Source organism: Agrobacterium vitis, assembly GCF_013426735.1.
Classification (GTDB): Bacteria; Pseudomonadota; Alphaproteobacteria; order Rhizobiales; family Rhizobiaceae; genus Allorhizobium; species Allorhizobium vitis_D.
Genome location: NZ_AP023272.1, coordinates 3,178,610 through 3,205,361 on the forward strand (window position 1 = coordinate 3,178,610; position 26,752 = coordinate 3,205,361).

Here is a 26,752-nt window from a genome sequence, read left to right on the forward strand (position 1 = left end):
CTTGCCGCTTGAGTTTGCGGCCTGAGTAAATTACGTTGACGTGAACGTCAAAAAACCTTTGAGGAGCATCCCATGAGCGAATTGGTCACCCGCATTTCCGACAATGTCGGCATCGCCCCGGACACGGCGGAAAAGGCGCTTGGCATGATGCTGGGCTTTTTGCAGCGCGAAGCCGATGACCGCGCGGTTGCCCGGATGATCGAATCCATGCCTGGCGCGCCTGAACTGGTGGCTATGCACAATGGCGAAGGCAAGAGCGGCGGCCTGCTGGGCGGCCTGATGAGCGCCATCGGCGGCGGCGGCATCATGGGTCTTGGCCAGCAATTGATGAGCCTTGGGCTTGGCATGGGAGAAATTTCGGCTCTTGCCAAGGAAACCATGGCCATTGCCCGCGAACATGCCGGTGACGAAGTGGTGGACAAGGTCGTGGCATCCGTGCCAGGGCTTAGCCAGTTCGTCTAACACGGACCTGTCATAGTGTGCCTGCAAATATCTCAAGGGCTTGATGCTTTTGGGATATTTGCAAGGCCTTCAACGCTTAGCGCAGGCGCATCTGTGCCATCCGGGACGGGTTTTCGGCAGGCTATTTGGATTTGAACACCGAATATTAGCATTTATTTAGAAAATCACAGATACGGTTCCGTAGGCCTTAAAACCAATCGGAGTCTTTTGATGAAAATGCCAGTGCAATCGGTTTCAGCAAAGCTCCTGCTGGCGGCAGGGGTCGTGATAACGATCTCTCTGGGCGGGTTCTCAATTGTCGGCATATTTGCTACCAAAACGCAGCTGGTCGACAATATCGTGGCTGTGGCGACGCAAAAGGCCGAGCTTGCCTCCAGGCAGGTAACCGCAGATATTACCAATGTAGTTTCCTCTGCGAACAGCGTCGCGGCAAGCCTGTCGGGACTGATGGAAAACGGCGCAGGCAGCCGCGCCGATGTCATCGCCTCACTGAAAAACATTCCGCCACAATATCCAAACATGTTTGGCGCGTGGATGACCGAATTGCCTGAGGTCCCGGCGGACCTTAAACTGCAAGGCGCTGAGGGCACCAATAAACAAGGTCTGTTCACGGCCTATTGGACCAAGGACGACAGCGGCAAGCTGGGATTTTCCACCTGGGAGATCAAAACCACCGAGCAATGGTATGCCGAACCTCTGGCAACCGGCAAGAGCCTGATTACCCAGCCTTATATCTCGACCACCGGTCAGTTGCTGACATCGATATCATTGCCGGTAAGGGTGAATGGCAAGATTGTCGGACTGGCGGGCGTCGATATCAAGCTGGACGATCTCGCCGCGACAATCAGCGCTTTGCGGCCCTTTAAGGATGGCCGCATCATGCTGCTGGCCGATAACGGCAAATGGCTTGTCAATCCCGACAAGTCCCTGATGATGAAGGACTATGCTGAGACCGGGGCCGCCGAGGTCAAGGCGGCGCTTGCCGATGGCAAGACGCGCATCATCCATGGCCTGCCGGATGGCGCGACACGCATTGTCTTTCCCTTTACTAGCCCCGGCATGAACAAGACCTGGGCCACGGTGCTCGACATTCCGGAAAAGACCTTCACAGGCCCGATCAAGGAACAGATCATCGCCATATCCTCCAGTTGCCTGATCATGCTGACGATCGGTCTGTGCCTGATTTATTTTGTCTCGATGTTGATCGTACGCCGCCCATTGGCAAATGTGGTGGCAGGTGTGCGCGTGATGGCCGGTGGCGATTACGACAAACCGATTGCCGAAACAGGCCGGACCGACGAGTTTGGCACCTTGGCGACAGCGCTCGACCAGTTCCGCCGCGAACTCGCCAATGGCCTGCGCGCGCAGCAGGAGCAGGACGCCTTGCGCAAAAGCGTGGAACAGGACCGCGAGCGTCAGGCTGGGCTGGAAAAGGCCAAGGCTGCGGATTTGCTGCAATTTGTCCAGCAGGTCCAGGCTGGGTTCGATGCCCTGGCAGCAGGCGATCTGACCGTGCGCATGCAGGACAATGTCGCACCGGAATTCGAATCCATCCGCCAGAATTTCAACACCTCGGTGGCAAGCCTTGAAGAAGCGATCGGTGCCGTTGTCCACGCAATCGGCACGATCCGGTCTGGCCTTGGCGAAATTTCCACCGCCTCCAACGATCTGGCCCGGCGCACCGAACAGCAGGCTGCATCGCTGGAAGAAACCATTGCAGCGCTCGGCGATGTGTCACGTGCCATCGACGGCACAGCCGACGGGGCTGGCCGGGCGCAGACGGTCGTTACCGCCACCCGCGACAATGCCGCCAAGGGCGGAGACATTGTCTCTCGCGCCATAGAAGCGATGAACGCTATCCAGGGCTCGTCCGAAAAGATCGGCAATATCATCGGTGTCATCGACGAAATTGCCTTCCAGACCAATCTCCTGGCCCTGAATGCCGGGGTGGAAGCGGCTCGCGCCGGGGAATCCGGCAAGGGTTTTGCCGTGGTGGCGCAGGAAGTGCGCGAACTCGCCCAGCGCTCCGCCAATGCGGCCCGCGAAATCAAGGCGCTGATCTCCACCTCCAGCGCACAGGTTGAAACCGGGGTCCATCTGGTCAGCGCCTCGGGGACCTCGTTGCAACAGATTGTCGACCAGGTCGCCAATATGAGTTCAACAATCACAGACATTGCCAATTCAGCCCGCGAACAGGCCACATCGCTGCGCGAAGTGACGAATGCGGGCGATGTCATGGACAAGGTCACCCAGCAGAATGCCGCCATGGTGGAAGAAACCACCGCCGCAGCCCAGAACCTTGCCCAGGAAACCGAAAACCTCGCTCATATGGTCCGACGCTTCCGCACCAACGGCACCAATTCCGACCAGTCGCCGCGCTACGCCAGGGCGTCGTAAGATTGACATAGGGTATTTGTCCGCAAGGTAAGCAAATAGATGCCGCCGGATGACTCGGCGCCATTTCGCTTTCACGGTTTCGCCAGTGGAATAATTTTTTCACAAAAAAGGTGGGTGCGGCACCAATGCAGGTCCGACCTTAGACTTTCGTTAGAATCTCTATGCAACCTTAGCCTAAATTCGGCAAACCGAGGGGGTTGGTTGCGATGAGTATGCAGGTAAGGACTGTTTCAGGAAAACTTATGCTGGCGGCAGGCGCTGCCATGGCGGCGCTCATCGCCTCCTATACGGCATTTAGCGGCTGGGAAACCAGCAAGCGTGTCAATGATCAGGTGGTGGCACTCGCCTCCGAAAAGGCGGCATCGGTCGCCAATCAGGTGGCCGTGCAGATCACCGATGTCGTCTCCGCCGGAACCAGTGTGGCCGGCAGCCTGTCCGGCCTGATCGAAAACGGCTCACGCAACCGCACCGACGTGATTGCACTGTTGAAGGGCGTACCGACCCATTACAAAACCATGTTCGGCGCCTGGATGACCGAAGTGCCGGAAGCCCCGCAGGAGCTGAAACTGCAAGGCACCGAGGGTAGCAACAAGGTCGGGATTTTCGCCGCTTACTGGACCAAGGATGATAGCGGTAACCTGGAATTTTCCACCTGGGTCACCAAGACCGCCGACCAATGGTACGCAGAACCCTTGTCCACCGGCAAGGGGTTGATTACCCAACCCTATATTTCCACCACGGGTAAGCTTTTAACCTCCGTTTCAACTCCCGTTTTTGTCAAGGGCAAGATCATCGGTCTTGCCGGTGTGGATGTGCAGTTGGGCGATCTTTCTGCCTCGATCAGTGCCATGACCCCGTTTGACGGCGGCCGGGTGATGCTGGTGGCCGATAATGGCAACTGGCTGGTGCATCCCGACAAGGATACGCTGATGAAGTCCTATGGCGACACGGGTGCCACCGATGTCAAGGCCGCCCTTGCCGATGGCAGGATGCGCATCATTCACGGCCTGCCTGACGGTGCGACGCGGTTGGTCTTTCCCTTCACGGCGCCGGGCATGAACAAGACCTGGGCCGCCGTTCTCGATGTTCCCGCCAAAACCTTTTCTGAACCGGTTGTCGCGCAGGTGACATCCACGGCCATCAGCGGGTTGATCCTGCTGGTCATTGCTCTGGTGATGATCTACGGCGTTTCCATCCTCATCGTGCGCCGCCCGCTGGGCGACGTGGTGGCCGCCGTGCGCCGCATGGGCGGTGGCGATTACCAGACGGAAGTGACCGGCAAGACCCGCAGCGACGAATTCGGCATGCTGGCCTCGGCCCTCGACAGCTTCCGTCTTGATCTCGCCAATGGCCGGTCCGTGCAGTCGGAACAGGAAAAGCTCAGGGCCAGCGTCGAGAGCGACCGCGAGCGCCAAACGGCGCTGGAACTGGCCAAGGCGGAAGATCTGCGCCATTTCGTCCAGCAGGTGCAGACCGGCTTCGACGCGCTGGCCGCAGGCGACCTGACCGTGCGAATGAACACCCATGTCGCACCGGAATTCGAGGCGATCCGCCAGAATTTCAACACCTCCGTCGCAGCACTTGAGGACGCGATGGGTTCGGTGGTTTCAACCGTCGGCACGATCCGTTCGGGCCTTGGCGAAATTTCCGCTGCCTCCAACGATCTGGCACGCCGCACCGAACAGCAGGCCGCCTCGCTGGAAGAAACCATTGCTGCACTGGGCGATGTATCGCGTGGCGTCAACGGCACCGCCGAAGGCGCGGGCCGCGCGCAACATGCCGTTACCGCCGCCCGCGACAATGCCGCCAAGGGCGGCGATATCGTCGCCCGGGCCGTGGAAGCGATGACGGCCATCCAGGGCTCATCGGAAAAGATCGGCAACATTATCGGCGTCATCGATGAGATCGCCTTCCAGACCAATCTCCTGGCCCTGAATGCCGGTGTGGAAGCCGCCCGCGCTGGTGAAGCCGGTAAGGGCTTTGCGGTGGTTGCGCAGGAAGTACGCGAACTCGCCCAGCGTTCGGCCAATGCCGCCAAGGAGATCAAGGCACTGATTTCCACCTCCAGCGCGCAAGTCGAGACCGGCGTCGGCCTCGTCACCGCATCCGGTGCCTCGCTGAAGGAAATCGTCGAGCAGGTGGTCGAGATGAGCACCACCATTACCGACATCGCCAACGCTGCCCGCGAACAGGCGACCTCGCTGCGCGAAGTCACCGCGGCTGGCGACCAGATGGACAAGGTCACCCAGCAGAACGCCGCCATGGTGGAGCAAACCACCGCAGCGGCCCAGAGCCTGACCCAGGAAACCGAACATCTCGCCCAGATGGTCCAGCGCTTCCGCACCAATGCCGGAAGCTATGGCCAACAGCAACGCTATGCGATGGCGTCTTGAGGGATGAAATAAGGGGGGCGGCAATGCTGCCCCCTGCCCTCTTTGCGTCGCGCACAATATTGAAGTGATAAAGGGCGTGCACATCTCTCAACTTGTGCTTGTTGCATGCGCATAATCGGTGTAGCCATCCGGCATTTGCGACAGGTTCAGAGAGGCCGAAAATGACCGGAAATGCGCCCTCCCCATTGGCGGAACTCGCCAGACAAATAGCAGCCACGGCGACCCTTGAGGGCGAATTCGTGTTGCGCTCCGGCCAGGTCTCCAACCGTTACTTCGATAAATATCGCTTCGAGGGAAACCCGGTTCTCTTGAGAGCACTGGCAAAGGCCATGGCCTCCCTGCTTCCCCCCGGAACCGAAATCCTTGCTGGTCTGGAACTCGGCGGGATTCCGCTTGTCACCGCGATTTCGTTGGAAACGGGGCTTCCAGCCGCCTTTGTCCGTAAAGAGGCAAAAGCCTATGGCACGTGCCGCGCGATAGAAGGACAGGATGTCCGGGGCCGCCGGATCACCTTCATAGAAGACGTGATCACCACAGGCGGCGCCGTCGCCGACGCGCATCGATTGGCCTTGGCAGAGCAAGCAGACATTCTTGCCGTCGTTTGCGCAATCTGGCGGGGGAACGGCAATCCTCACGTCGCAAACGCGCCTGACCTTCCGGTATTTCCGGTTTTTACTGCGGCAGATCTGGTGAAGTGATCCAGGACCTTGGACCGGTCAAGGCCCGATCCAGGCCAAGACCGACCCTCTCCGCTTTGCGGTCATGGAGGAGCCAATAAATTACACAACCTGATGTGCCAGTTCTGGCTTGTATGAAACTGAACCGAAGCAGCAGCCGGACGATGTTTCACAACAGTCACAGCCGCACGGATGAACGAAGGGATGCAAGCATGGGCCAGCGCAATATTTTGATCGAAGGCGTTTCAGGAACCGGCAAGACCTCCGTCGCTACCGAACTGCAACGGCGCGGCTACCACGTCATCCACGGTGATCGTGAACTGGCCTACCAGGGCGACCCCGCAACCGGCGAACCGCTAGACGCCTCCGCACTGGTGCAGGGTCTTGCGGATGTAGCTTTCGGACACAGGCACCACCTGTGGAATATCGACAAGGTCAAAGCGCTGGTCAGCGATCAAAGCCACCCGATCTCCTTCTTCTGCGGCGGCTCCCGCAATTTCCACCGGTTTATCGAGCTTTTTGACGGGGTCTTCGTTCTCGACGTCGATCAGCACACCCTGAAAAACCGGCTGGCCAGCAGACCCGAAGACGAATTCGGCGGAAAGCCAGAAGAGCGGGATCTGATCATGCGACTGCACGCAACGAAGGAAGATATTCCCGGGAATGCAATGGTTATTGATGCAACGGTGCCGGTTGAGGCGGTTGTCGAGGCGATATTACTGGGGATAGAGGAAGGCTTCAAGTGATATGGGCGTGTGGATCCTCGCTCAAAAGCAGCTGTGCCATTGCCTCGGTAATGGTGAGTTCGTCGTAGGGCTTCGAGAAGAAGCGACTTCCGCCAGGCAGCATGCTCTCCTCGAGAATGGCAGCACCGGAGGCGATGATCAGCTTCACCGGCGGCCATCGATCACGGATGTAGTGGGACAATTTGATACCGTCCATCGTCCCCGGCATCTGAACATCGGTGAACACAAGGTCAATGTCGTCTCGCGATTCGAGGATGCGGATTGCCTCGTCAGCGTCGCCAGCCTCCAACACGTCGTAGCCCGCCGATAGGACAAGATCGATGGCACCCATTCGGATCAACGGGCTGTCTTCCACGACCAGGATAACCGGTCTGCCGTTCTTCATTGTTCACTCGATCTATGAGGCTAGCCACAATGCCGCGGCCTTTAGAGTTTGTTTTCGGAAAAGTGGAAAGCAGTTTTCGAAAAATACGATGCGAAAACAAAATTTTATGCGTCCTACAATACCGTTTTTCTGCACAACACCTTTAGCGTTTTGGGAAGTCGTTTTGTTCCTTATGCCGCTGGAGAAAAGTCGGCCTGACGGTCCGACGCTTCCCGATGACTGATTGTAACCACCGTACCTGGCTCCGCGCTGCTCAAGGTAATTTCACCGTTCATATTTTTCACGAGCGCTTCCACAATACCCGTCCCCAATCCCGCCTTGGGTGCATCGTTGCCCACCGGCATTCCTATACCGTTGTCGGTAATGGTAAGCGCCCAATCCTTGTCCGCCGACCGATAGTCGATGGCGATCATCCCGGCTCGCCCGTCTGGAAAGGCATGTTTGAGGGCATTGATCACCAGTTCGGTTACGACGAGCCCCAGACTTACGGATGCGTCTGCATCCACGGTACTATCGTCAACCGTCACCTGGATCGATAGCCTCTCGGGGTCGGCGATCATCGATGCGCCGAGGCTTCGGCACAGTTGCGTGAAGTAGGCACTGAGTTCAACGCTGCCGCCGGGGGATGCGGAAAGCTGCCGTTGCAGCGCGGCGATAGACATGATGCGTTGACGGGCATCGTGCAGATGTCCGCGTGCCTCCTCCGACTGAACTCGACGGGCGCTCTGCATCAGGACGCTGGCGATGATTTGCAAACTGTTGGCGACCCTACGCTGGACCTCCTGTAACAGGATGGCCTTGTCGCGCACCAGATCGTCTTTCAGGCGTGCTTCGGCGCGCATGTCGGTTACGGCGAGAAGCAGACGAATATAGTCGAGGTCGCCATCGTCGAGCGTTCGTGCATTGACGACCAAACGCCGCGTTTTCTGGTTTGGTCGCGTCAGATCGATCTCTTACAGTCTGTTCAAGAATTGCCGTTGGCCTGGCGAAAATGGTGATTTCGAGAACCGGAACGGAGCGTACTTAACGTACGTGAGTACAAGCATTCCAGGAAAAGTGCGAAGCGGTTTTCCGTTTGGAAATGCGATTGCATCATTCAAGCGCCGAAATTGCCATTTGCAGACGGCCAGCGGTGATTATTGAACGGACTGTTAGGCATCCACGTTTACACTGCCGGCAGCGGTCGCCATCAGCAGCGACTGAAGCCTCGGCATCGCCCATTCGCCGCTGCCAAGGTCGCCGAGGCGTTTACCGGAGGTGGACGTGGGGTCGATCTCGAACGCCCGACAGAACGATGTGCTTGCCGCAATAATTCGAAGGTCGTCAGATAGAAACAACAACGGTTCGTTGGAAGACACCACCACGGCAAGCGTGCTCGCCGCTTCAAGATGGAGTGTCGGTATCTGTGGCATGAAAAGGCCCTCTAGGGCCGAAGACTTGCGGAGCAAGCCATGACTCGGCAGGCAGCGTCGGAAAATCGATGAGGTCAAGTCCAACGCTGTCACTGTAACACGCCAGACGCGGGGTTGTTGCATCAAATCGCCCGACTTGAGCGCAACACTGCCAAAGGGTTAGGGATAACCGCGCCTTTCGGTCATACGATATTGGCTGGTCCGTTGATAGGAGCCGGGCTGCTCCGGCGTGGTGAGGTACCAGGCATCTGCCTGCTGCGGTCATGCATCACTGGTTACAATCACGAAGTAGGCATCATCGTCAGGATAATTCCTCACATAGCTGCTTGCCTTCAACGCGCTGGCTGATACCGCATCACTGTCGATACACGAGTTTGAAGGCTCAAAGGACCAGTTTGCATAAGTGTCACGAAAGCTCTTGTCGGGTCCGCTCAGGACATCTCCGCCCAGAATGACAATGTCGGCGTCACGCAGCTCGCCAATCGCATTGAGAACCTGCTCTTTGGTGAGAGCCCAGTTACGACGTTCCGGTCCCAGCCAGACCCCAACCGCCAGTATTCGATCTGCTTTATCGGACCAGATGATCTGCACCCTGTTCCTCCTGGCGAACCTAACCCAAGTCTACAATGGCTGTAGCCAATTTATCAGTACCCGGACTTGGCAAAGCTGCCGAAGCAGCCGGCCGGCCTGTGGCCCAAAGCAATTCGCCCTACTTCCCTGCTTACTATGCCTCACTTTGACTACCATTTTTCACTTGCGCATGTAGGCAGCATAGATCTCAGCGACACGCTCAATGCTCATTCCGTTCCGCTGCTCAATAGAAAGGGGATGATTGCTTGATTCCAGCACAATACTGGGCTTGACGCCATTATTCCTGAGATGAACTTCTACCGCCAAGTTTATCGTGTCCGGGTAAATCGAGAGCTGCGACGATAGCCAACCGAAGTAGGGACCATATATATCGCGCTCTGACGTGTCGTAGAGATCGGAAAATTCGCCGAAACTCTTGTGGCTCAGCGACACCCAAACGCCCCAGGTAAAGGGTTCCGAACTCCCCTGTACAGGGATCTCGATAAGTCCACGTGCGAAGAAATATTCGCCATCTATAACGCACAGATCGGTCGTCAACTCACACCGAGCACTGCGTTGCTCTTCAGGCATTCCAAGGTAATAACTTGGCGCGTCGGTGGAAAAACTCGGCATGCCTTCATGCCATTCGTCACAAGCTGCACACTTAAAACGAAACATGCCGTCTCCACCCCCCCCTCAATTCACATGCACACGCCAACCTTTTAAATAAGGCATAATATCCCTGCCCTAGCTGTCCAGTGTTTTTTACCGTCCCATCAATTTCGAAAGACACTTTTTTGCTGAACATTGAGTACTAAGCACGCACCTTCGAGGCCCGCTTCTGGCGTAAACTTGACATCAAGGAACACCCCAAAACCTCCTTGGTCCCAAACACAAAAAAGGCCGGTCCCGCCAGACCGGCCTTTCGCCTATCCTTTACCCCAGCCTCAGGCCAGCGTAGCGGATACTTCTGTTGCCGTGCGCATGGCGTGGCTGTAGGGGCAGACGATGTGGGCGGCGGCGACGAGCTTTTCACCGGTTTCGCGGTCGATTCCCGGCAGGTCAACGCTGATCGACACTTCGATGCCGAAACCGGTGCCGTCTTCGCGCGGGCCGATACCGACCGTGGCAGTGACCTTGGCGTCTTCAGGCACCTTGACCTTCTGCTGACCAGCGGCAAACTTCAGCGCGCCGAGGAAGCAGGCGGAATAGCCGGCGGCAAACAGCTGCTCGGGATTGGTGCCGGTGGCGCCATTGCCGCCCAATTCCTTCGGCGTCGTCAGCGTTACATCCAGAACGCCATTTTCGCTGACGGCGCGGCCTTCGCGACCACCGGTTGCAGATGCCTTGGTTGTGTAGAGAATAGCCATGAGAGTCTCTCCTTTTTGAAAACTGGTCGTTTTGGTTGGTTGAAGGCCGGAACATCCGCGCCAGCCGCTGCGTCTGCACTCTTGGTATCACGCAATTTAATTGTACGCAATTATTTTTTGCACATTGCATTTTTATGACAAGGCTGGGAGAATGGCAGCTTGCAATGCCCAAAGGACAGGTGACATGGACAAGACGGATCTGGTGCTGGACAAGCAGCTGTGCTTTGCGCTTTACGGCGCATCGCTGGCACTGACGCGCACCTATAAGCCGCTGCTGGAGCCGCTTGGCCTGACCTATCCGCAATATCTTGTGATGATGGTGCTGTGGGAAACCGACCATCTGGCGGTCAAGGCGCTGGGTGAGCGGCTGGGGCTGGACAGCGGCACGCTGTCGCCACTGTTGAAACGGCTGGAACAGACCGGCTACGTCACCCGCCAACGCCAAAGCCAGGATGAGCGGCAGGTGACCGTTTCGCTCACCGCCACAGGCGCTGCCCTACAGGACAAGGCTCTCGGCGTGATGGCGGCCATCGGCTCGGCCACTGGCTGTAGCCTGGAAGAGATCGCGGCGCTGCGCGATCAATTGCAGGATTTGCGCGGCAAGCTGAATGCCGCCGCGCAGGACTCTTGATCCCTATTGCAGGACGATGATCCGCGCCTTGTTCGGCACGCGGTCATAGAGGTCGATAATGTCCTGGTTCATCAACCGCACACAGCCCGACGACATCGCCTTGCCGATCGAGTTCCATTCCGGCGAGCCATGCAGTCGGTAAAGCGTGTCCTGGCCGTTCTGGAAGATGTAGAGCGCGCGTGCGCCCAGCGGGTTCATCAGGCCCGGCGCCATGCCGCCATTGGCGGAGGAATATTTGGCCAGTTGTGGTTGGCGGGCGACCATTTCATCCGGCGGCGTCCATTTTGGCCATTTCTGCCGCCATTGAATCACGCCTTCGCCCTGCCAGGCAAAGCCCTCACGGCCAATGCCGACGCCGTAGCGCATGGCGGTGCCGCCCTGTTCCACCAGATAGAGGAAGCGGTTGGGCGTATCGACAACGATTGAGCCCGCCGGATAGCCGGTCGGGTCGCTGACGCGCTGGCGATAGTAGCGCGGCGGAATCTGCTGGTAAGGAATGGCCGGGATGACGAAGCCGCCATCAACCACTTCGCCATACATGGCGTCCAGTTCCGGTGTGGATGGGGCCATAAGGCCCGTGGGCTGCACCATGCCGCCCAGCGACCCCTGTTCATAGACCGGAGGGCGATAGGACGAGGCGCAACTGGACAGAAGAGCTGCCGCTCCAAGGCCGGAAAAAGAGAGAAAGGCACGGCGGGAAAAATCGGGGCTTGTCATATACGGTGGTACATCCTGCTGGTCAGCAGCGCACAAGCGCACGCTACGCGGTTTTGTTCCGCTAGATCCTATCTACAGGGAATTACCCGAATTTCACCGCCAATAGCGCACACACACGTTCACATTTGCGCCATTGCGTGTCGTTCCGGCAACAGGCCGGTAGGCGGACCCACAACCGTGGCAGTCTATAGCCTTACATCACCACGATCTCGGCCTTGTCCCGCACACGGGAATAAAGATCAATCACATCCTGATTGAACATCCGCACGCAACCAGATGACACGGCCTTGCCGACGGACTGCCAATCGGGCGTGCCATGGATGCGATAGAGGGTGTCGCGGCCATTCTGGAAGATATACAGCGCCCGCGCGCCAAGCGGATTGCGCAGGCCCGGCTCCAGCCCGCCTTGCGCGGCGGCAAACTGGCGCATATCGGGCTGGCGCTCGACCATGTCGTCGCTTGGCGTCCAGCGCGGCCAGGTCTTCTTGAACTGGAGAACGCCCCGGCCCTGCCAGGCAAAACCCTGCTTGCCGAGGCCAACGCCATAGCGCATCGCCCGGCCATTGGCCTCAACCAGATAGAGATAATGCGCCTTGGTATCGACCACGATGGTGCCGGGCCGTTCCGTGGTCGGATAATCAACCTCCTGCCGCAGGAAGCGCTTGTCCACCCGGTCGAGCGGAATAGCAGTCAGTGTATGACCGTCATCGCTCATCTGCCCGTAAATCGCCTTCTGCATCGGCGTGGCAAAGGGCGAAACATAGGGCTCGGCTGCCGGCATGCCATAGGTCTGGTGGAAAGGTGTCTTGAACAGGCCGAGGAATTTATTGGGCTTTTCCGTCGGCGGTGCGGCCATCGGCTGGTTCCAGGTCGGCGCGGTCTGGGCGGCAAACACTTCCGTATTCATCCGCTGCGTATCCGTCACGAAATAGCAACCGCCAAGCACAGACAGCGACAGGCAGCCAAACCCTGCCAACAGGGCGCGAGCGACACGGGAAAACGGGCGGACAAAAACAGTGGACGACATTGCGCAACCTGGCCTGGTTCGAGATTGCCACAAGAGTGACAGACGCGGCTGGCGCGAAGCTGGTGAAGGGGTGAGCTTTGAAGAGGAACAAAAACGATGGGGCCGCCGCCCCAATCACCTTAGAGAAACATCGAAATACAATCAAAGATAGAAAGTTACACGCAAGCCTTGATTGATAATTCGATTAAAAATTAAAGCCGGAGGTCGAGTTGAGCACAACAATTTCATCCACCACGACATCGTCCAGCAGCGTTTATCAATCAAAGCAGACACCACGGCTGCCCGACGATTTTTACGAAACCGAATACACAACGCTGGAAGATCTTCCCGCAGAAGCAAGCACGGAGACTGAAACATCGGAGGACTTCGATGCTAACCTCTGGGGGGTATTACATATTGGCGGCCAAACGGTGAGAATCGGCGCATCCGGTGGGGTTGCATACTCGGTCAATCCGGAAGCCGAAGACTTTCTCGGAGAAGGCAAAGGCTTTGATCTCGACTGGGACAATCTTGACACTCCTGAAGAAATTGCCGACGCCATCATGTCCAAATACGGCGGCAAACTCACAGCAAGCTCTGTCGAAAGCGGCGACAAGAGCCTGACCAGCGAACTGATGAGCAAGATGTTCAGCAGCGATGCGCTGGTGGATCGGATGTTGATGACCAGTTCCGGTGAAAGCCTGCAAGAAGGCTTGCTGCCCTCAGACGAAGACGCGAATGGGGCGCAAGCGAGTGGCTCGGCCACATCAGCCACCAGCACACCGCAAGCGCAATCCACAGCCGCCTGATCGAGCGCCGCATTGCGGCGTCGGGGTTTTTATTTCCATGCTCATAGGAGGGGGCACATGAGCACTACAGTTACACCCGGCATAGCGTATGCCTATGGCTATTCCTCCACAAAGGCCGCGGAGGCCGATACCGAGTTTATGGCGAGTTTGCCTGATGATAGCCAACCCAAGACCGCCTTGCAGGTGGAAATGGAAGCGATGTGGACGGAGGCTGCGGCGGAGCAGGCCAAGATTGAAGCCGAGAGCAAGCCTGCAACAATCTATTCAAAGATGGAAATCAGCATTGGAACGGTTACCATCTACAATGAGGGCGCCTGGATGTTTACTCCTTATAAACAAGGAGAAGGAAGTGCCGATGTCATGGAACAGTTTAGAAACAGTATCGACTGGGACAATCTCGACACGCCGGAAGAACGCACCGCTGCCATCATAGCGGAATATAGCGGCAAGCTCACCGCAGATGATTTCGAAAGCGGTGAAAAGAGCCTTAAGACCGAGCTGATGAGCAGGATGTTCAGCAGCGATGCCTTGGTCAACAGGATGTTCCTGACCGATACCGGCGAGAATATTCAGGACGATTTGGCCGAGACGGATGAAGATACGGCCACGGATCAAGGCGCAGAGGCCGCGCCGTCTCCGGCATCCACCGCGGCGGCGGCCAGCGAGTTGTTGGCGGTGCAGGGGCTGGCCGCAGCCGTCTGATCGGCCTCCTCTGTCTCACCCATGACACAGATCTGCGGTTTGCTGATACCCAACCATTGATGGCAACGGAGGATCGCCCATGGCCTTGCAGAATTATCGCTACGTTCCCGGCACGATTATCATCATCGGCAAGCAGCCGGATGGCGATTCGGTGCGGTTTCGCCCGGATGATGAAAGCCTGCTTGCCGATATCTACCGCGCCCATCTGCTGCGCCCCGCCAAGGATGGCAGCCATCAACTGCGGCTGGAAGGGATCGACACGCCCGAAACCCATTACGAGAGCAAGGCGCAGCCGCGCGGCGGGGTGGCGCGGGATTATCTGCTGCGCGATCTGATCGGCTTTTCCTCCTTTTCGCTCACGAAAGAAACCGTCACCGCTGCCGAGCCGCAAACCATCCAGGCCGGTATTCTGACGGCCTCCGCCGATGTTCACGGGCGGCCGATCTGCTATCTGACGTTTGACGGCAATCCGTTTTCCTCCGGCGATACCGGCGCGATTTCAACCAAAACCCTGGCGGCCAGCGCCAATTACCGGTTGATTTCCAGCGGCATGGCCTATCCCATGCTCTATAGTTCCGCGCCGGTGGACCAGCGCGAGACCATTGCACAGGCCGCAAGGCAGGCGCGGGATGCGGGCCTCGGCGTCTGGGCGGTGGACAAGACGGAACGGTTTGCCCTTACCGACCTCAGCGATCTTGGCTGGGCGAGCGGCAGCAAGCCGGGCGCGGAAGAGGAAGCCGGCACCGGCAAGGCCCAATTGATCTTCCCGAAACTCTTCCGCCGTGGCTGCGATTTTCTCAAATCCGGTGAAACCGATCTGGTCGAGTGGCTGCGCAAGACGGAAAGCGAAAACGACAAGGTGATTATCGACAACCGCACCGAAGTACCGCTGTCGCAATTGCTGCGCCGGGAAAACGACCGCTATCGTTTCGATGCCGACCTGACGCAAGCGGTATTTGTCGAAAAATAGCTTCGCTGTGCCATGGAAAATACCCGGTCATCCATGCGGGGTGAACGCTGTATTCATCATCCTGCCCGTTGCGGATGACCGCCTGCCCGCCTACATCGGGCAGGCAATTTTTCTTCAAGGCGAGGATGCGTGAGCATCTTCGAGCCTTCGCATAAGGATAGTATCGTGCTGCTTGATAAATTGAACTGGCGTTATGCCGCCAAGAAAATGGACCCGTCTAAAACTGTTGCTGAAGACAAGGTCGAGCGTATTGTCGAGGCGGCCCGGCTGGCACCGACCTCCAGCGGCTTGCAGCCGTTTTCCGTGCTTGTCGTGACCAACAAGGAGATCCGCGAGCGGATCAAGCCGATTGCCTGGAACCAGGGCCAGATTACCGATTGCTCGCATCTGCTGGTGTTTGCCGCCTGGGACAATTACACGGCGGAGCGGATCAACACGATGTTTGATCTCACCAATGCCGAGCGCAATTTCACCAATGAAGGCTGGGAAAACTATCGCAAGATGCTGCTGGATACCTATCCGCCGCGCGATCCCCAAGTGAATTTCGAACATGCGGCCCGCCAGGCCTATATCGCATTGGGGCTGGCACTGACGGCTGCTGCCTTCGAAGAGGTCGATTCAACCCCGATGGAAGGCTTTGACCCGGCAGCGCTGGACGAAATCCTCGATCTGCGCGCCAAGGGCCTGCGCTCTGTAGCCATCCTGCCGCTTGGCTATCGTCAGCCGGATGGCGACTGGCTGGTCAACCTGAAAAAAGTCCGCCGCGCCAAGGAAGACTTCGTTATCGAGGTGAAGTGAGGCTGACGATCCGCCGGGATGGGCTTGCCTATTCCCGGCAATCGGCCAGTGCTGTGACCGGCGCATTGACGATCAGCACCCCGAAAGAGGGATAGAGCCGGCTGAGAACCGCCGTCACCTCGGGAGTAACGACCCAGACCTCCCGGCCCTCGCCGCTGCATTGTGCATGACGGGGGCCGAGGGCGGCGTCCAGCGCTTCTTCCGTCGTGCGAAAGCCGAACAGGTCGTTTTCACCAGCGTACAAAAACAGGCTGGACGGTTTGCCAAACCTGGAGACGGGGCAAAGGCGCAGACTGGCTGAAAACGTGCCGATGCCGCCAAGTTTCTGCTGTGGTCTGGCGACATCCAGTTGCGCCGAGCAATTATCCGGTCGTTCAATGGCGCTTTCACCATAAGGCTTCAGCCACGCCGCCATGGCATCCACATCGGTCCATGGCACCGGTTCGGCCTTTAGCCGCGCGAATAATGCCGTCAAAGCCACCTTGTCCACCAGCGCATTGGATGGCGCTGAATTGATCTTGCAATTGGCATCCGGTGGGGCGGATGCAAACAGCGTCAGTTGCGCGGTGGTTTCCGTCTCAAAGACATCGACCCGCAAGGCCAGAGAACGGTCCGTATGAACCGCCCAATAGGCGTGAGTGTCATCGCTACAGGCCGGATCGGACGGGCCGAAAGACTGGACAAGCTTTTGGCGAAAACCATCCGCTGCTGCCTTGTCTGTAAAGCGCATGTCGATCAACGTGCCGCGCACCTCGTCATGAATGACCGGCAGGATATAGCCCAGGCCCGGCACATTGCCGGTCAACTGGTGCAGGATGGCCGTTTCTTCCGGCGGGGAGACCAGACCGGCGAAGTGCCGGGCCAGAACCGCTTCGTCCCCCAAAGCCTTTTCCAGATCGCCAACTTTTTCGACGATCCGCGCCGCATCCTGATCGCCCAGAAAGCCGGGATCACGGGGGGCAAATGGCTCTGCCGCCAGCACGATGGAAATGGCAAAAGACAGGCCAGACAAGGCAGCAGCAAGGGCGAAAATGATGCGGTATAGCGGGGCCATGCTTGCCTTCCACCAAAGAGAGTTTGCCCTCTGGTTAGCACAGCCCCGCTATGCCCGGCAAATCACTCCGCCACGGTCTCCGCCGGTTTCGGCGCTCCGCCGGTCGGCAACCGGACGTTCTTCAGGCAGCAGGAGGCGATGAAGCCGCAGCCGATAATCAGCGCCATGCTGATGAACACTGGTGCGAACGCATGGGCATAGGTGGCCGAGACCGCCGCGCGGGCTGCCGGGTCCAATGCCGCCATGGCCGCCGGTGTCAGGCTTTCGATATTGCCGACACCGGGGATTTCTGCACCGCCGGTCATGAAGGCCGACAGCACCGCGCCATAGATGGAAATGGCGATAGAGGCGCCACCCATGCGGGTCAGCGTCACCGTGCCGGTGGCAGCGCCAACATCCTTCTGGGCCACGGCATTCTGCACGCCGATCACCGGAATCTGCTGGCCGATACCGACGCTGATGCCATGCATCAGCATCAGCGCGCCGATTACCGCAATCGGCGTACCGACAGGCAATTGGCTGAACAGGATAAAGGCAATGCAGCTCCCTGCCCCGCCGATCACGCCGAAGATCTTGTAGCGGCCGGTCGAGGAAATCAGCCGTCCGCTGCTCAAAGAACCGATGGCGATGCCGCCGGTCACTGCAATGAACAGCAGGCCCGCCAGCGTCGGCGAAAGCCCGGTGGTGGTTTGCAGGTAAAGCGCGACATAGTTGACCGAACCGATCCCAACGGCACCGCTGGCGAGTGATATGATCCACAGCAGCCGGGCCGTGGGATTGCGCATCAGGCTTGGTGGCACCATTGGTTCTGCGGCCCGCTTTTCCACCTGCACGAACACGACAGCGCAGACCAGGCCGAAGGCGACAACGGCAAGGCTTTGAACCGCCACCAGTGAACCGAAGATCTGGCCGCTATCAGCCCAGAACACGACGCTGGTCACAGCGCAGGCCAGAAACAGCGCACCGGCATAGTCGATTTTCGGACGGCGATGCGGCTTGCGATAGGGCAGATAGAGGCCGAGACCGACCAGCACGAGAATGCCAATCGGCAGATTGACGAGAAAAATCGACCGCCAGCCGAACAGGTCGCTCATCGTGCCGCCCAATGTGGGACCAACCGCGCCTGACGCCATCAACACCAGGCTGGAATAGCTCTGATAACGAGCCCGCACCCGAGGCTCGAACAGGTCGGCATTGATGGAAAAGATCGACACCATAATGCCGCCGCCGCCAAGCCCTTGCAGCACCCGCGCTGCAATCAGCGTGTTCATCGACACCGCCGAGCCGCAGATCAGCGAGCCGACAGTGAAAATCGCGATGGCCGCCATCATCACATATTTGCGGCCGAACAGATCCCCCAGCTTGCCATAGAGCGGCATGACCGCGCTGGTGGCGAGAAGATAGGCGGACCCCACCCAGCCGAACCGCTCCAACTGCCCGAACTCGCCAACGATGGTCGGCAATGCCGTGGACACGATCTGATTGTCCAGCGTCGCCATGAACAGCGCCGTCATCAGAAACAGAAACAGCATCATCCGCAGGCGCGGGTCCGGGACCAGCGACTGAAACGGCGGCGGCGCCACCGTCTTGGGAGCGGCGGCCGGATCGGACAAGGCGGTATCCATGCGGAAATCTCTTTGGTTGCAAGGCTGAAGGAGTTGGTAATAACTCAATGGTCGGGGATCGATGGTTTGGAAGAGCGATGGACACAATGTTCATTGCCCTTGTCATATATGTGATAAAAGCATATATTGTATTTTATTGTCAATGTGCACATATATGATAAAAGCACATATTTTCGTGAACTCCGATCTGCACTGGCTTGCGCATGACCCAACCTCAAGACCGCGCCGAACACGCAGCCGCCCTGGGCGCCGATCTTGTTGGTGAGCAAGCCCCTGCGGGCGTCGAAAATGCCTTGGACGGCATTTCGCAGACCATGGCCCGGCTGCGGATGATGATGGGCCGGCGCTTCATGTCGCGCATAGCCCTCAGCCGGATGAGCGAGGGCCACGGAATGGAGCTTTCGCATTTCGATGTGGTGAAGGTAGTTTCCCATGCCGCGCGTGGCCAGGAAGTGACTGTTGGGGTGATTGCCGAGCAGATGCGCATCGATCCATCGCGGGCAAGCCGCGTTGTGGCCGATCTCGTCCGGCGTGGTGCCCTGCGGCGTGAGGCCTCTCAGGCCGATGCCCGACGCACCATCGTCACCCTGACGCCAGTCGGCGAGGAACTGCTGTACCATTTTGAGGCCGTTCGCCGCGAGGTGATCGGCCAGACGGTGGAAGACTGGAGCGCCGATGATATTATCCAGTTCGAAACCCTGTTCGACCGCTTCATCCGCGGACTGGAATGCCGGGGAACCTTGCTGGCCAAAGAGGCCGGAGATAAGATTTAATACGAAGGGGCGCCTTCCAGTCATACCTCAGATTGCCGCCGTTTTTGTGCGACATCGGGTGCGCATGAAACGATCGATCTGAAAATCGGTCTGATCTTGCCGCTGCCGTGGTTGCAAGATCCGTTATGGGTGATACCTTTCGACCTCGCCGGATGACCGTATTCTCTTTCGGCCAATATTGTGTCCCGGAAAAGGGAAATCCGATTTTTCCGAAAAGACAAACAAAAACCTGTTGTGCTCCAGAGGTCGTTTTCATGATTATGTTCCGCTCCAGATCTTGGTTGTTTCCATCATCGAGCCTGTTGACAGCGCTTGCACTGGTGCTTGCGCCGATGACATCGCTTCATGCCGCCTCGCCTGCCCCGGTTGAAGGCCGCAACGGCATGGTGGTCACAGCCCAGCATCTGGCAACCGATATCGGCGTTGCGGTGCTAAAATCCGGCGGCAATGCTGTCGATGCCGCCGTGGCCGTTGGCTATGCGCTGGCGGTGACCTATCCGACCGCCGGCAATATCGGCGGCGGTGGTTTCATGACCATCCGGCTGAAAGATGGCCGCACCGATTTCATCGATTTCCGTGAAAAGGCGCCGCTGGCCGCCAAGAAGGACATGTATCTCGACGACAAGGGCGAGATCGTGCCGCGTGCCAGCCTGGATGGCTATCTGGCCGTCGGCGTGCCCGGCACCGTCAAGGGGCTGGAACTGGCGCGGGAAAAATACGGCGCCAAGGACCGCGCCACCCTGCTTGCCCCGGCGATTACCCTGGCCCGAGACGGGTTTACGCTCAACCAGGGCGATGTCGCCATTCTCGCCGGTGGTGCCAAGCGGCTAGCAAAAGACCCGGCGGCGGCAAAAATCTTCCTGAAAGCCGATGGTGCGCCCTATGGCGCAGGCGAAGTGCTGAAACAGCCCGATCTGGCCAATGTGCTGGCCAGCATTGCTGAAAAAGGCCCTGACGCCTTCTACAAGGGCATGCCCGCCAAGGCGATTGCCAAGGCCAGCGCCGATGGCCGGGGCATCTTGACCGCCGCCGATTTCGAGACCTATGCGGTGCGTGAGTTGAAGCCGGTCGAGTGCGACTATCGCGGCTACCATATCATCTCCTCGCCGCCGCCATCGTCGGGCGGGGTGATCATCTGCGAAATCCTCAACATTCTGGAGGCCTATCCGCTTGCCGAGCAAGGCTATGGCGCGGCCACGACCGTCCACCAGATGGTCGAGGCGATGCGCTATGCCTATGTTGATCGCAATGCGGCGCTGGGCGATCCTGATTTCGTCAACAATCCGCTGCCAAAAATGCTGGACAAGGCCTATGCCGCCGAGATCCGCGCCAAGATTACCCCCGGAAAAGCCGGAGAATCCGCCAACCTGAAGCCGTTCGGGGGCAAGGAAAGCAACGAGACCACGCAATATTCGATCATCGACGGTCAGGGCAATGCGGTCTCCGTTACCTATACGCTGAACGGTTCGTTCGGGGCGGGCGTCGTGGCCCCCGGCACCGGTATTCTGCTCAACAACGAGATGGACGATTTCACCTCAAAGCCCGGTGTGGCCAATCTCTACGGGTTGGTGCAGGGCGAGGCCAATGCGATTGCCCCGAAGAAAACGCCGCTGTCCTCGATGAGCCCGACCATCGTCACCAGGGATGGCAAGCCCTTCATGGTCATTGGCAGCCCCGGTGGCTCGCGCATCATCACCATCACGCTGGAAGCGATCCTCAATGTGGTGGATTTCGGCATGGATATTTCCGCCGCCGTCAACGCGCCGCGTATTCACCATCAATGGCAGCCGGACAAGATCTATTACGAGCCCTATGCGCTGTCACCCGATACGCTCCAGAAGCTGAAGGATATGGGCTATACGCTCGATGGCGGCAATGACGGCCCGGTCTGGGGCCAGGCCGCCGGCATTCTGGTCGGCGGCAAGAGCGTGGCCGACATTGCCAAGGCCGCAGACAAGGCATCCGGCTATTTCGGGGCCATCGACAGCCGGGCCATCGCCGGTTCCGCCAAGGGTTATTGACGAGGCTTGCCGACAAAGATGGTGGCCTGGGCCGCCGTCACAGGCCGATCAAGGCCAGTGCGTCCGGCGGCGGATGCCTTTCCACCCGCCGGTAGAGGCGGCAATCCAGCGTGCGCGACAACAGCCTATTGTTGACCATTTCCCGACGCAGCAAGACATGGTCGCCAAAGCCGTTCAGGCTTTTGAGCAACGCATTGACCTCCGCTTCCGGCAGATCCCGGTCGGCGGGAAAGGCCGCCCAGAGCTTCCACAGGCTCAACCGCTGATGGCTGGTTTTCGATGGCCAGCGGATCAGCACGCCGTTGTCATCGAAGCAGCGCACGACCGCCTCGACAAGTCGGTAATCGACCGGCGGATCGGCGGCCTTTGGCAGAGCCAGCCTTGCCTGGGCCGCACGTGACGCTTTCCAGTGCTGGAAATTGGCATGGCCTGAGGCGCGGGCGAGCATATTGAGAAGCTCGACATGGCCAGGCGCTCCCTCATGCTTTTGAAGTTCGCGGCCAAGACGGCGGGCAAGATCGGAAATATCTGCAATTTCATAAGAGTAAGTCAGACGCGACATCGCTTTATCCTTCGATAGATGCGCCCATGCCATGCCGGTAACCACCGTCCTGCCAGCGGGCGCAATAAAGCGTGCCGTGGATATACAGCGCCGTGCGCCATATATGGCGCACAAAGGTTCGCTGTAACTCTTTCATACCTACTGCATAATTTTCTCTTTAAACCCATTCCGGTTTAAAGAGAAAATTATGCAGTAGGATGATGCAGGTTTAGCTCTCCTATGCAGGAGCGGTGATGTCTGGGTGAACTGCGGACCCTGTTAAGAGTGATAGAAGCAAATTGTTTTCAGTGTCAATCCCGTGCTTCCCAAGGCTGCATTTCAAGGATAGCCTCACCTCCAAATCACCCTTGGGAGACACCGATGTTAAAAGTCTATGGCTGCTATAAATCTCGCGCCACGCGCGTCATATGGCTTGCGGAAGAGCTGGAACTGGCCTTCGATCATATCCCGGTTCTGCAGGCGGTGAAGCTGGACAATCCGCTGGCACCGGATGCGCCGATCAACACCCAGTCGCCAGCCTTTCTGGCGATCAATCCGTTCGGGGCCATTCCAGCCATTGAAGATGACGGGTTGGTTCTGTTCGAATCGCTTGCCATCACCCTCTACCTTGCCAAGCAATATGGCGGCGAGATCGGTCCGAGGGATCTGGAGGAAGATGCGCTGATGATGCAGTGGTCGCTGTTTGCGGCCACCGAAATCGAAGGCAATGCGCTGAAAATATCCCGGATCGCCATGGATGGCCGGTTGGACAGCGAAGCCGGTCAATCGGAAGCAGCAGCCGCCGCCCGGTTGCTAAAGAGGCCGATGGCTGTGCTGGAAAAGCATTTCTCGGCCAAGGAATTCGCCGTTTCCGACCGTTTCACGGTGGCTGACATCAATCTGGCCGAAATCGTTCGCTACGCCCAGCCTTATACGCCGGTGATGGACGCCCATCCGAGCGTCAGTGCCTGGCTTGGCCGCTGCCAGAGCCGCCCGGCCTTCAAGGCCATGTGGGAAAGGCGGGCAGCAGAGTAACCGATGGAACCCGCACTGACCCTGTCACCTCCCCTGACTCTGGCGCCGCTGGCGCGAAACGACAGCGCCCGCGTGCTGCATCTGGCTTTGCCACCGGAGCAGCAGATATTTGCCGGGCCTATCGAAAACGTTATCGACGACGGCGATCAAACGGTGGATTTTCACATCGGCAATGTCAGTGATGGCCCTGTCTGCTTCTTCAAGATCGACAGGGACTATAATACCCGGCTCACCGGTTTTGACTTGGCGGAGCAGGGTTTCCAGCCCGGCGATCTCGGCCTGCGGGCGCTGATCGTTGGCAGCCAATTTCAGGGAAAAGGCTATGGCACGGCAGCCATGGCCGCCCTGCCCACCTATCTCGCCCGCCATTATCCGGCCAGACACTGTTTCCTCACCGTCAACCTGCGCAATCCGGCGGCGATCAGCCTTTACACAAAAAGCGGCTGGCAGGATACCGGCCAAACCTATCTGGGCGGCAAGGCCGGACCGCAGATCCTGATGCGGCTGGAGCTCTGACAGGTCCGATAGGGGCTCACCAGCAGGTGGTGCCAGCCTATACCCCTAAAAACAACCTGAAATTGCTTTTTCCGACAACACATTCTGTGGAAAGGTTAGCTTCCAGCACCTGAAATCGTTATTTAGTGTTTTCCAATGTTCAGCTTGCTGTCAGGACTGCGTGCCATGCGACCGACATAAAACGGTCATGTGGAGGATGTTGCTTGAATTATCGTGCCGGAAAAGCCAGCCTCTTCAGGTCCAGACCGCAGATCGGCAGTGTTACGCTGTGCATCGTGACCACGGCCTACCTGCTGGCGGTCACCAACACCACGTTCTGGATCAAGGCGCATGGCTATCTGGCCGATACCTCACCATTGGCCTTCGGCCTGTTTGCGCTCGGCATTTCCGCCATGTGCCTGGCGATCCTCACGCTGTTCTCAGCAAAATACCTGGTAAAACCGGTGCTGATCTTCCTGGTGATCACCGCCTCGCTATCGTCATGGTTTACCGACCAGTTCGGCACGATCATCGACCGGGAAATGATCCGCAATGCCGCGGTTTCGACCGGAGCGGAGACGGCCCATCTGCTGACGCCCCGTTTTATGATGCATGTGGTTCTAACCGGTGTTTTGCCCTCGTTGCTGATTGTCTGGCTGCGGGTTCGCCACCGGCCTTTCCTCAGCAAGCTTGCCCATAATACTGGCATCATCATCGCCTGTGTCGCGGTGTTTGCCGCCGCCGCCTTCAGCGATTACCGAACCTTTGCAGGCGTCGGGCGCGCCCATAATGATATTCTCGACCGGCTGAATCCGTTCCTGCCGATTGCCAATGCCGCGCGCTATACGATCGACGCCAACCGGGATCGGAATATCGTCGCCCAACCGATTGGCACCGATGCCCACCGGATCAATACCGCCGCCATCGCAAAGCCGCGCGTCACGGTGATTGTCGCCGGGGAAACCGCACGGGCGGCAAATTTCTCGCTGGGCGGCTATCAGCGCGACACCAATCCGCAACTGAAAGCCCGGGGCGTGACCTATTTCAGCAACACGACCAGCTGCGGCACGGCAACTGCCGTCTCCATCCCCTGCATGTTTTCCGACCTCACACGGGCAAGCTATAGCCACCGCAAGGCTGCCGAACGGCAAAACCTGCTGGATGTGCTGGGCTATGCCAAGGTGGCCGTCACCTGGCTGGACAATGACACCGGCCATTACAATGTCGCCGACCGGGTGCCGTATACGTTCCTGCCGCCGTCAGCCGATCCGCGCTTTTGCAAGGATGGCGAGTGTCTGGATGGGATCCTGACCGACAAGCTGAACGGCTGGCTGGACGGCATCAAGGGCGACAGCGTGCTGGTGCTGCATCAGCTTGGCAGCCATGGGCCAGCCTATTATGCCCGCTATCCGGAGGAATTTCGCAAGTTCCAGCCGGATTGCCGCGCCAATGATTTCGGCAAATGCAGCCCGCAGGAAATCCGCAACGCCTATGACAACACCATTCTCTATACAGACCATATCGTTGCGCAGGTGATCGACGCGCTGAAACAGCGGTCCGCCACACTGGCTGGCGCCGTGGTCTATCTGTCCGACCATGGTGAATCGCTCGGCGAGAACGGCATCTACCTGCATGGCATGCCCTATATGGTGGCGCCAACCGAACAGACCCATGTGCCTCTGCTGTTTTGGCTGGCCGATGATCTCGTCCAGGATGGCGGCTATGACCGGGCCTGTCTGGCAAAGACCACAGCCGAACCGCGCTCCCACGACAATCTGTTTCATAGCGTGCTTGGCCTGATGGATGTGGCGACCAAAGTCTACAATCCCGCCCTCGACGTGTTTTCCGGCTGTCGCCGTGCGCCGGGAACAGTGGCGGCGGCTGAGCCGGTCCGGTAATAGATAGAAGGCGAATGCCTGTTCTCAACTGTTCGTGTCCGCGCCTTGAAAGATCAGCGGTAGCGGTCAGATCTGTTAGGATATGGCCACAGGTTCAACAGAAAGAGCATCACCATGCTATGCATGACGACAATGGTACGATCGAAAACCACCCTCTCTCTTCTCGCAGGCGGCTTTCTGGCGCTGAGTGTGGGCATGAGCGCTGAGGCGGCGGAAGCGTTGCGCATTCGCGGCACGGTCGAAAGCTTTGAGGGCAAGGTGCTGACGGTCAAGACACGCGAGGGGGAAACCGCGAAGATTGCCCTGAAGGACGGCTGGAAAATCTCCAGCGTCGCCAAGGCCTCCGCCGAGGCGATCAAGCCCGGCGATTTTGTCGGTATTGCCTCGGCTCCCAAATCGGATGGCGGCAATAATGCGCTGGAAGTGGTGATCTTTCCCGCCGCCATGAAAGGCACCGGCGAAGGCAGCCGCCCCTGGGATCTTCAGCCCGGCAGCACCATGACCAATGCCACCGTGGCCAATGCCGTCAAAGCCGTCGATGGCCCGACCCTGACCCTGACCTACAAGGGCGGTGAAAAGACCATCTCCATTCCCGAGGGCACACCCATCGTCACCTTCGCCCCTGCCGTCGAAGCCGACCTGAAGAGCGGCGCCACCGTGTTCGTGAATGCCGAAAAAGCCGAGGACGGTTCAATCGCCTCAAGCCGCGTGGTGGTCGGCACCAAGGGCGTCGTGCCGCCGATGTGATGCTACTAAGCTCTGGCTCTCGGCAGATTTCCGGTGGCCAGAGCTTACGTGCTTTTGCTGGAAATAGCTCTTTTCCCAACGCATTTCCGATTGCCAAAACCGCTTCGCACTTTTGCTGGAAATGCTTTAATAATAGCAACCCCAAGGTCCGCAGCGACGATAGTAATGGTGCCGGTTGTCCAGGCTGGCACCAAGAACGGCACCTCCGAGGACGCCGATTGCCGCGCCGGCGGCCACATTGCTTTCGGCTTGCTTGGCCTGCATGCGATTGCTTTGATAGGTCGCCCCGACACATTTCCGATAACGCGCCGTTCCGGGCTTCAAGCCTTGCGCGCTACAGGTCATTTCCGCGTTGCTGGCAGATTCCTGAGGTGTCTGGCATGAAACCAGACCTGACAAAATCACCAGACTAAAAAGCCCGTGCAAAACTCTTCTCATCAACATCTGTCCCCTATTCTCTCCACAATCCTGGCAGAAACTGCGATTTGATCGCTCCTGCCGGTCACCACCGCAATCCT

General features: G+C 58.4%; 27 protein-coding genes and 1 pseudogene. 16 read left to right on the forward strand and 12 right to left on the reverse strand.

Annotation, left to right across the window (positions count from 1 at the left end; all coding sequences use genetic code 11):
- Window positions 1–72 precede the first annotated feature (72 nt).
- From H1Y61_RS14870 to H1Y61_RS14890, 5 genes are all read left to right on the forward strand, one after another.
- Entirely contained in the window at window positions 73–462 is a 390-nt protein-coding gene (locus H1Y61_RS14870; RefSeq protein ID WP_180573043.1) for a hypothetical protein, read from the forward strand.
- Between the two features lie 210 nt (window positions 463–672).
- A complete protein-coding gene (locus tag H1Y61_RS14875) occupies window positions 673–2,859 on the forward strand; it encodes a methyl-accepting chemotaxis protein (protein ID WP_180573044.1) in 2,187 nt (728 codons plus the stop codon).
- A gap of 206 nt (window positions 2,860–3,065) precedes the next feature.
- Window positions 3,066–5,252 (forward strand): methyl-accepting chemotaxis protein, encoded by a 2,187-nt coding sequence (locus H1Y61_RS14880; protein WP_180573045.1) that lies wholly within the window; start codon window positions 3,066–3,068, stop codon window positions 5,250–5,252.
- Window positions 5,253–5,413: 161 nt separating this feature from the next.
- Window positions 5,414–5,950 (forward strand): orotate phosphoribosyltransferase, encoded by a 537-nt coding sequence (pyrE, locus tag H1Y61_RS14885; protein WP_180573046.1) that lies wholly within the window; start codon window positions 5,414–5,416, stop codon window positions 5,948–5,950.
- Between the two features lie 191 nt (window positions 5,951–6,141).
- Entirely contained in the window at window positions 6,142–6,675 is a 534-nt protein-coding gene (locus tag H1Y61_RS14890; RefSeq protein WP_180573047.1) for an AAA family ATPase, read from the forward strand.
- Here H1Y61_RS14890 and H1Y61_RS14895 read toward each other — a convergent pair.
- From H1Y61_RS14895 to H1Y61_RS14920, 6 genes and pseudogenes are all read right to left on the reverse strand, one after another.
- Window positions 6,668–7,060, reverse strand: coding sequence for a response regulator (locus H1Y61_RS14895; RefSeq protein WP_156637011.1), 393 nt, complete (start codon window positions 7,058–7,060; stop codon window positions 6,668–6,670). The genes H1Y61_RS14890 and H1Y61_RS14895 overlap by 8 nt on opposite strands.
- Before the next feature lie 170 nt (window positions 7,061–7,230).
- A pseudogene (locus H1Y61_RS14900) lies at window positions 7,231–8,013 on the reverse strand (sensor histidine kinase); the annotation flags it as partial.
- Between the two features lie 198 nt (window positions 8,014–8,211).
- A complete protein-coding gene (locus H1Y61_RS14905; RefSeq protein ID WP_409363942.1) occupies window positions 8,212–8,472 on the reverse strand; it encodes a PAS domain-containing protein in 261 nt (86 codons plus the stop codon).
- A 261-nt stretch (window positions 8,473–8,733) separates the two neighbouring features.
- The gene (locus H1Y61_RS14910; protein ID WP_180573048.1) at window positions 8,734–9,063 is read right to left on the reverse strand and encodes an Imm40 family immunity protein; all 330 of its coding nucleotides are present in this window, start codon (window positions 9,061–9,063) and stop codon (window positions 8,734–8,736) included.
- A gap of 159 nt (window positions 9,064–9,222) precedes the next feature.
- Window positions 9,223–9,720 carry a DUF2199 domain-containing protein gene (locus tag H1Y61_RS14915; RefSeq protein WP_180573049.1) on the reverse strand — a complete coding sequence of 166 codons (498 nt, stop codon included), beginning with the start codon at window positions 9,718–9,720 and terminating at the stop codon, window positions 9,223–9,225.
- A gap of 269 nt (window positions 9,721–9,989) precedes the next feature.
- Entirely contained in the window at window positions 9,990–10,412 is a 423-nt protein-coding gene (locus tag H1Y61_RS14920; protein ID WP_015915272.1) for an organic hydroperoxide resistance protein, read from the reverse strand.
- Window positions 10,413–10,596: 184 nt separating this feature from the next.
- Here H1Y61_RS14920 and H1Y61_RS14925 point away from each other — a divergent pair, with 184 nt between their 5' ends.
- A complete protein-coding gene (locus tag H1Y61_RS14925) occupies window positions 10,597–11,043 on the forward strand; it encodes a MarR family winged helix-turn-helix transcriptional regulator (RefSeq protein WP_197971641.1) in 447 nt (148 codons plus the stop codon).
- A gap of 3 nt (window positions 11,044–11,046) precedes the next feature.
- Here the strand turns inward: H1Y61_RS14925 and H1Y61_RS14930 are convergent, their stop codons facing one another.
- Window positions 11,047–11,760 carry a L,D-transpeptidase gene (locus H1Y61_RS14930; RefSeq protein WP_180573051.1) on the reverse strand — a complete coding sequence of 238 codons (714 nt, stop codon included), beginning with the start codon at window positions 11,758–11,760 and terminating at the stop codon, window positions 11,047–11,049.
- A gap of 193 nt (window positions 11,761–11,953) precedes the next feature.
- A complete protein-coding gene (locus H1Y61_RS14935) occupies window positions 11,954–12,787 on the reverse strand; it encodes a L,D-transpeptidase (RefSeq protein WP_234626808.1) in 834 nt (277 codons plus the stop codon).
- 209 nt (window positions 12,788–12,996) lie between these two features.
- Between H1Y61_RS14935 and H1Y61_RS14940 the strand changes: the two genes are divergently transcribed.
- The 4 genes from H1Y61_RS14940 (at window position 12,997) to H1Y61_RS14955 (ending at window position 16,045) form a co-directional block, all read left to right on the forward strand.
- Complete coding sequence (locus H1Y61_RS14940) at window positions 12,997–13,575, forward strand: hypothetical protein (protein WP_180573052.1); 579 nt, start codon at window positions 12,997–12,999, stop codon at window positions 13,573–13,575.
- Between the two features lie 57 nt (window positions 13,576–13,632).
- The gene (locus H1Y61_RS14945) at window positions 13,633–14,277 is read left to right on the forward strand and encodes a hypothetical protein (RefSeq protein ID WP_180573053.1); all 645 of its coding nucleotides are present in this window, start codon (window positions 13,633–13,635) and stop codon (window positions 14,275–14,277) included.
- Between the two features lie 79 nt (window positions 14,278–14,356).
- On the forward strand, window positions 14,357–15,247 hold the full coding sequence (locus tag H1Y61_RS14950) for a thermonuclease family protein (RefSeq protein ID WP_180573054.1): 891 nt from the start codon (window positions 14,357–14,359) through the stop codon (window positions 15,245–15,247).
- Between the two features lie 165 nt (window positions 15,248–15,412).
- Window positions 15,413–16,045, forward strand: coding sequence for an NAD(P)H-dependent oxidoreductase (locus H1Y61_RS14955; protein WP_180574518.1), 633 nt, complete (start codon window positions 15,413–15,415; stop codon window positions 16,043–16,045).
- A 28-nt stretch (window positions 16,046–16,073) separates the two neighbouring features.
- On the opposite strand, the gene H1Y61_RS14960 is transcribed toward H1Y61_RS14955, so the two are convergent.
- Both H1Y61_RS14960 and H1Y61_RS14965 read right to left on the reverse strand, forming a co-directional pair.
- Window positions 16,074–17,099 carry a hypothetical protein gene (locus tag H1Y61_RS14960; RefSeq protein ID WP_180573055.1) on the reverse strand — a complete coding sequence of 342 codons (1,026 nt, stop codon included), beginning with the start codon at window positions 17,097–17,099 and terminating at the stop codon, window positions 16,074–16,076.
- A 62-nt stretch (window positions 17,100–17,161) separates the two neighbouring features.
- On the reverse strand, window positions 17,162–18,724 hold the full coding sequence (locus H1Y61_RS14965) for an MDR family MFS transporter (protein WP_180573056.1): 1,563 nt from the start codon (window positions 18,722–18,724) through the stop codon (window positions 17,162–17,164).
- Window positions 18,725–18,927: 203 nt separating this feature from the next.
- On the opposite strand from H1Y61_RS14965, the gene H1Y61_RS14970 reads away from it, so the two are divergent.
- Both H1Y61_RS14970 and ggt read left to right on the forward strand, forming a co-directional pair.
- Window positions 18,928–19,497 carry a MarR family winged helix-turn-helix transcriptional regulator gene (locus tag H1Y61_RS14970; RefSeq protein WP_235680758.1) on the forward strand — a complete coding sequence of 190 codons (570 nt, stop codon included), beginning with the start codon at window positions 18,928–18,930 and terminating at the stop codon, window positions 19,495–19,497.
- Window positions 19,498–19,751: 254 nt separating this feature from the next.
- The gene (ggt, locus tag H1Y61_RS14975) at window positions 19,752–21,518 is read left to right on the forward strand and encodes a gamma-glutamyltransferase (RefSeq protein ID WP_180573057.1); all 1,767 of its coding nucleotides are present in this window, start codon (window positions 19,752–19,754) and stop codon (window positions 21,516–21,518) included.
- A 37-nt stretch (window positions 21,519–21,555) separates the two neighbouring features.
- Here the strand turns inward: ggt and H1Y61_RS14980 are convergent, their stop codons facing one another.
- Window positions 21,556–22,080 (reverse strand): DUF2087 domain-containing protein, encoded by a 525-nt coding sequence (locus H1Y61_RS14980; RefSeq protein ID WP_180573058.1) that lies wholly within the window; start codon window positions 22,078–22,080, stop codon window positions 21,556–21,558.
- A 4-nt stretch (window positions 22,081–22,084) separates the two neighbouring features.
- Window positions 22,085–22,216 carry a hypothetical protein gene (locus H1Y61_RS26960; protein ID WP_268884007.1) on the reverse strand — a complete coding sequence of 44 codons (132 nt, stop codon included), beginning with the start codon at window positions 22,214–22,216 and terminating at the stop codon, window positions 22,085–22,087.
- A gap of 224 nt (window positions 22,217–22,440) precedes the next feature.
- On the opposite strand from H1Y61_RS26960, the gene H1Y61_RS14985 reads away from it, so the two are divergent.
- The 4 genes from H1Y61_RS14985 (at window position 22,441) to H1Y61_RS15000 (ending at window position 26,234) form a co-directional block, all read left to right on the forward strand.
- Window positions 22,441–23,094 (forward strand): glutathione S-transferase family protein, encoded by a 654-nt coding sequence (locus tag H1Y61_RS14985; protein WP_180573059.1) that lies wholly within the window; start codon window positions 22,441–22,443, stop codon window positions 23,092–23,094.
- Between the two features lie 3 nt (window positions 23,095–23,097).
- Entirely contained in the window at window positions 23,098–23,610 is a 513-nt protein-coding gene (locus H1Y61_RS14990; protein WP_180573060.1) for a GNAT family N-acetyltransferase, read from the forward strand.
- Between the two features lie 203 nt (window positions 23,611–23,813).
- Complete coding sequence (locus H1Y61_RS14995; protein WP_180573061.1) at window positions 23,814–25,487, forward strand: phosphoethanolamine transferase; 1,674 nt, start codon at window positions 23,814–23,816, stop codon at window positions 25,485–25,487.
- Between the two features lie 123 nt (window positions 25,488–25,610).
- A complete protein-coding gene (locus tag H1Y61_RS15000; protein WP_180573062.1) occupies window positions 25,611–26,234 on the forward strand; it encodes a hypothetical protein in 624 nt (207 codons plus the stop codon).
- The last annotated feature ends 518 nt before the right edge of the window (window positions 26,235–26,752 follow it).

What these genes read in the sequence shown, in the direction of transcription:
- pyrE (WP_180573046.1), top strand. Translation starts at nt 5,414, where the DNA reads ATGACCGGAAATGCGCCCTCCCCATTGGCGGAACTCGCCAGACAAATA.
- H1Y61_RS14895 (WP_156637011.1), bottom strand. Translation starts at nt 7,060, where the DNA reads ATGAAGAACGGCAGACCGGTTATCCTGGTCGTGGAAGACAGCCCGTTG.
- H1Y61_RS14925 (WP_197971641.1), top strand. Translation starts at nt 10,597, where the DNA reads ATGGACAAGACGGATCTGGTGCTGGACAAGCAGCTGTGCTTTGCGCTT.
- H1Y61_RS14915 (WP_180573049.1), bottom strand. Translation starts at nt 9,720, where the DNA reads ATGTTTCGTTTTAAGTGTGCAGCTTGTGACGAATGGCATGAAGGCATG.
- H1Y61_RS14980 (WP_180573058.1), bottom strand. Translation starts at nt 22,080, where the DNA reads ATGTCGCGTCTGACTTACTCTTATGAAATTGCAGATATTTCCGATCTT.
- H1Y61_RS14880 (WP_180573045.1), top strand. Translation starts at nt 3,066, where the DNA reads ATGAGTATGCAGGTAAGGACTGTTTCAGGAAAACTTATGCTGGCGGCA.
- H1Y61_RS14920 (WP_015915272.1), bottom strand. Translation starts at nt 10,412, where the DNA reads ATGGCTATTCTCTACACAACCAAGGCATCTGCAACCGGTGGTCGCGAA.
- H1Y61_RS14905 (WP_409363942.1), bottom strand. Translation starts at nt 8,472, where the DNA reads ATGCCACAGATACCGACACTCCATCTTGAAGCGGCGAGCACGCTTGCC.
- H1Y61_RS26960 (WP_268884007.1), bottom strand. Translation starts at nt 22,216, where the DNA reads ATGAAAGAGTTACAGCGAACCTTTGTGCGCCATATATGGCGCACGGCG.
- H1Y61_RS14890 (WP_180573047.1), top strand. Translation starts at nt 6,142, where the DNA reads ATGGGCCAGCGCAATATTTTGATCGAAGGCGTTTCAGGAACCGGCAAG.
- H1Y61_RS14985 (WP_180573059.1), top strand. Translation starts at nt 22,441, where the DNA reads ATGTTAAAAGTCTATGGCTGCTATAAATCTCGCGCCACGCGCGTCATA.
- H1Y61_RS14965 (WP_180573056.1), bottom strand. Translation starts at nt 18,724, where the DNA reads ATGGATACCGCCTTGTCCGATCCGGCCGCCGCTCCCAAGACGGTGGCG.
- ggt (WP_180573057.1), top strand. Translation starts at nt 19,752, where the DNA reads ATGATTATGTTCCGCTCCAGATCTTGGTTGTTTCCATCATCGAGCCTG.
- H1Y61_RS14970 (WP_235680758.1), top strand. Translation starts at nt 18,928, where the DNA reads ATGACCCAACCTCAAGACCGCGCCGAACACGCAGCCGCCCTGGGCGCC.
- H1Y61_RS14990 (WP_180573060.1), top strand. Translation starts at nt 23,098, where the DNA reads ATGGAACCCGCACTGACCCTGTCACCTCCCCTGACTCTGGCGCCGCTG.
- H1Y61_RS14875 (WP_180573044.1), top strand. Translation starts at nt 673, where the DNA reads ATGAAAATGCCAGTGCAATCGGTTTCAGCAAAGCTCCTGCTGGCGGCA.
- H1Y61_RS14930 (WP_180573051.1), bottom strand. Translation starts at nt 11,760, where the DNA reads ATGACAAGCCCCGATTTTTCCCGCCGTGCCTTTCTCTCTTTTTCCGGC.
- H1Y61_RS14870 (WP_180573043.1), top strand. Translation starts at nt 73, where the DNA reads ATGAGCGAATTGGTCACCCGCATTTCCGACAATGTCGGCATCGCCCCG.
- H1Y61_RS14950 (WP_180573054.1), top strand. Translation starts at nt 14,357, where the DNA reads ATGGCCTTGCAGAATTATCGCTACGTTCCCGGCACGATTATCATCATC.
- H1Y61_RS15000 (WP_180573062.1), top strand. Translation starts at nt 25,611, where the DNA reads ATGACGACAATGGTACGATCGAAAACCACCCTCTCTCTTCTCGCAGGC.
- H1Y61_RS14935 (WP_234626808.1), bottom strand. Translation starts at nt 12,787, where the DNA reads ATGTCGTCCACTGTTTTTGTCCGCCCGTTTTCCCGTGTCGCTCGCGCC.
- H1Y61_RS14945 (WP_180573053.1), top strand. Translation starts at nt 13,633, where the DNA reads ATGAGCACTACAGTTACACCCGGCATAGCGTATGCCTATGGCTATTCC.
- H1Y61_RS14960 (WP_180573055.1), bottom strand. Translation starts at nt 17,099, where the DNA reads ATGGCCCCGCTATACCGCATCATTTTCGCCCTTGCTGCTGCCTTGTCT.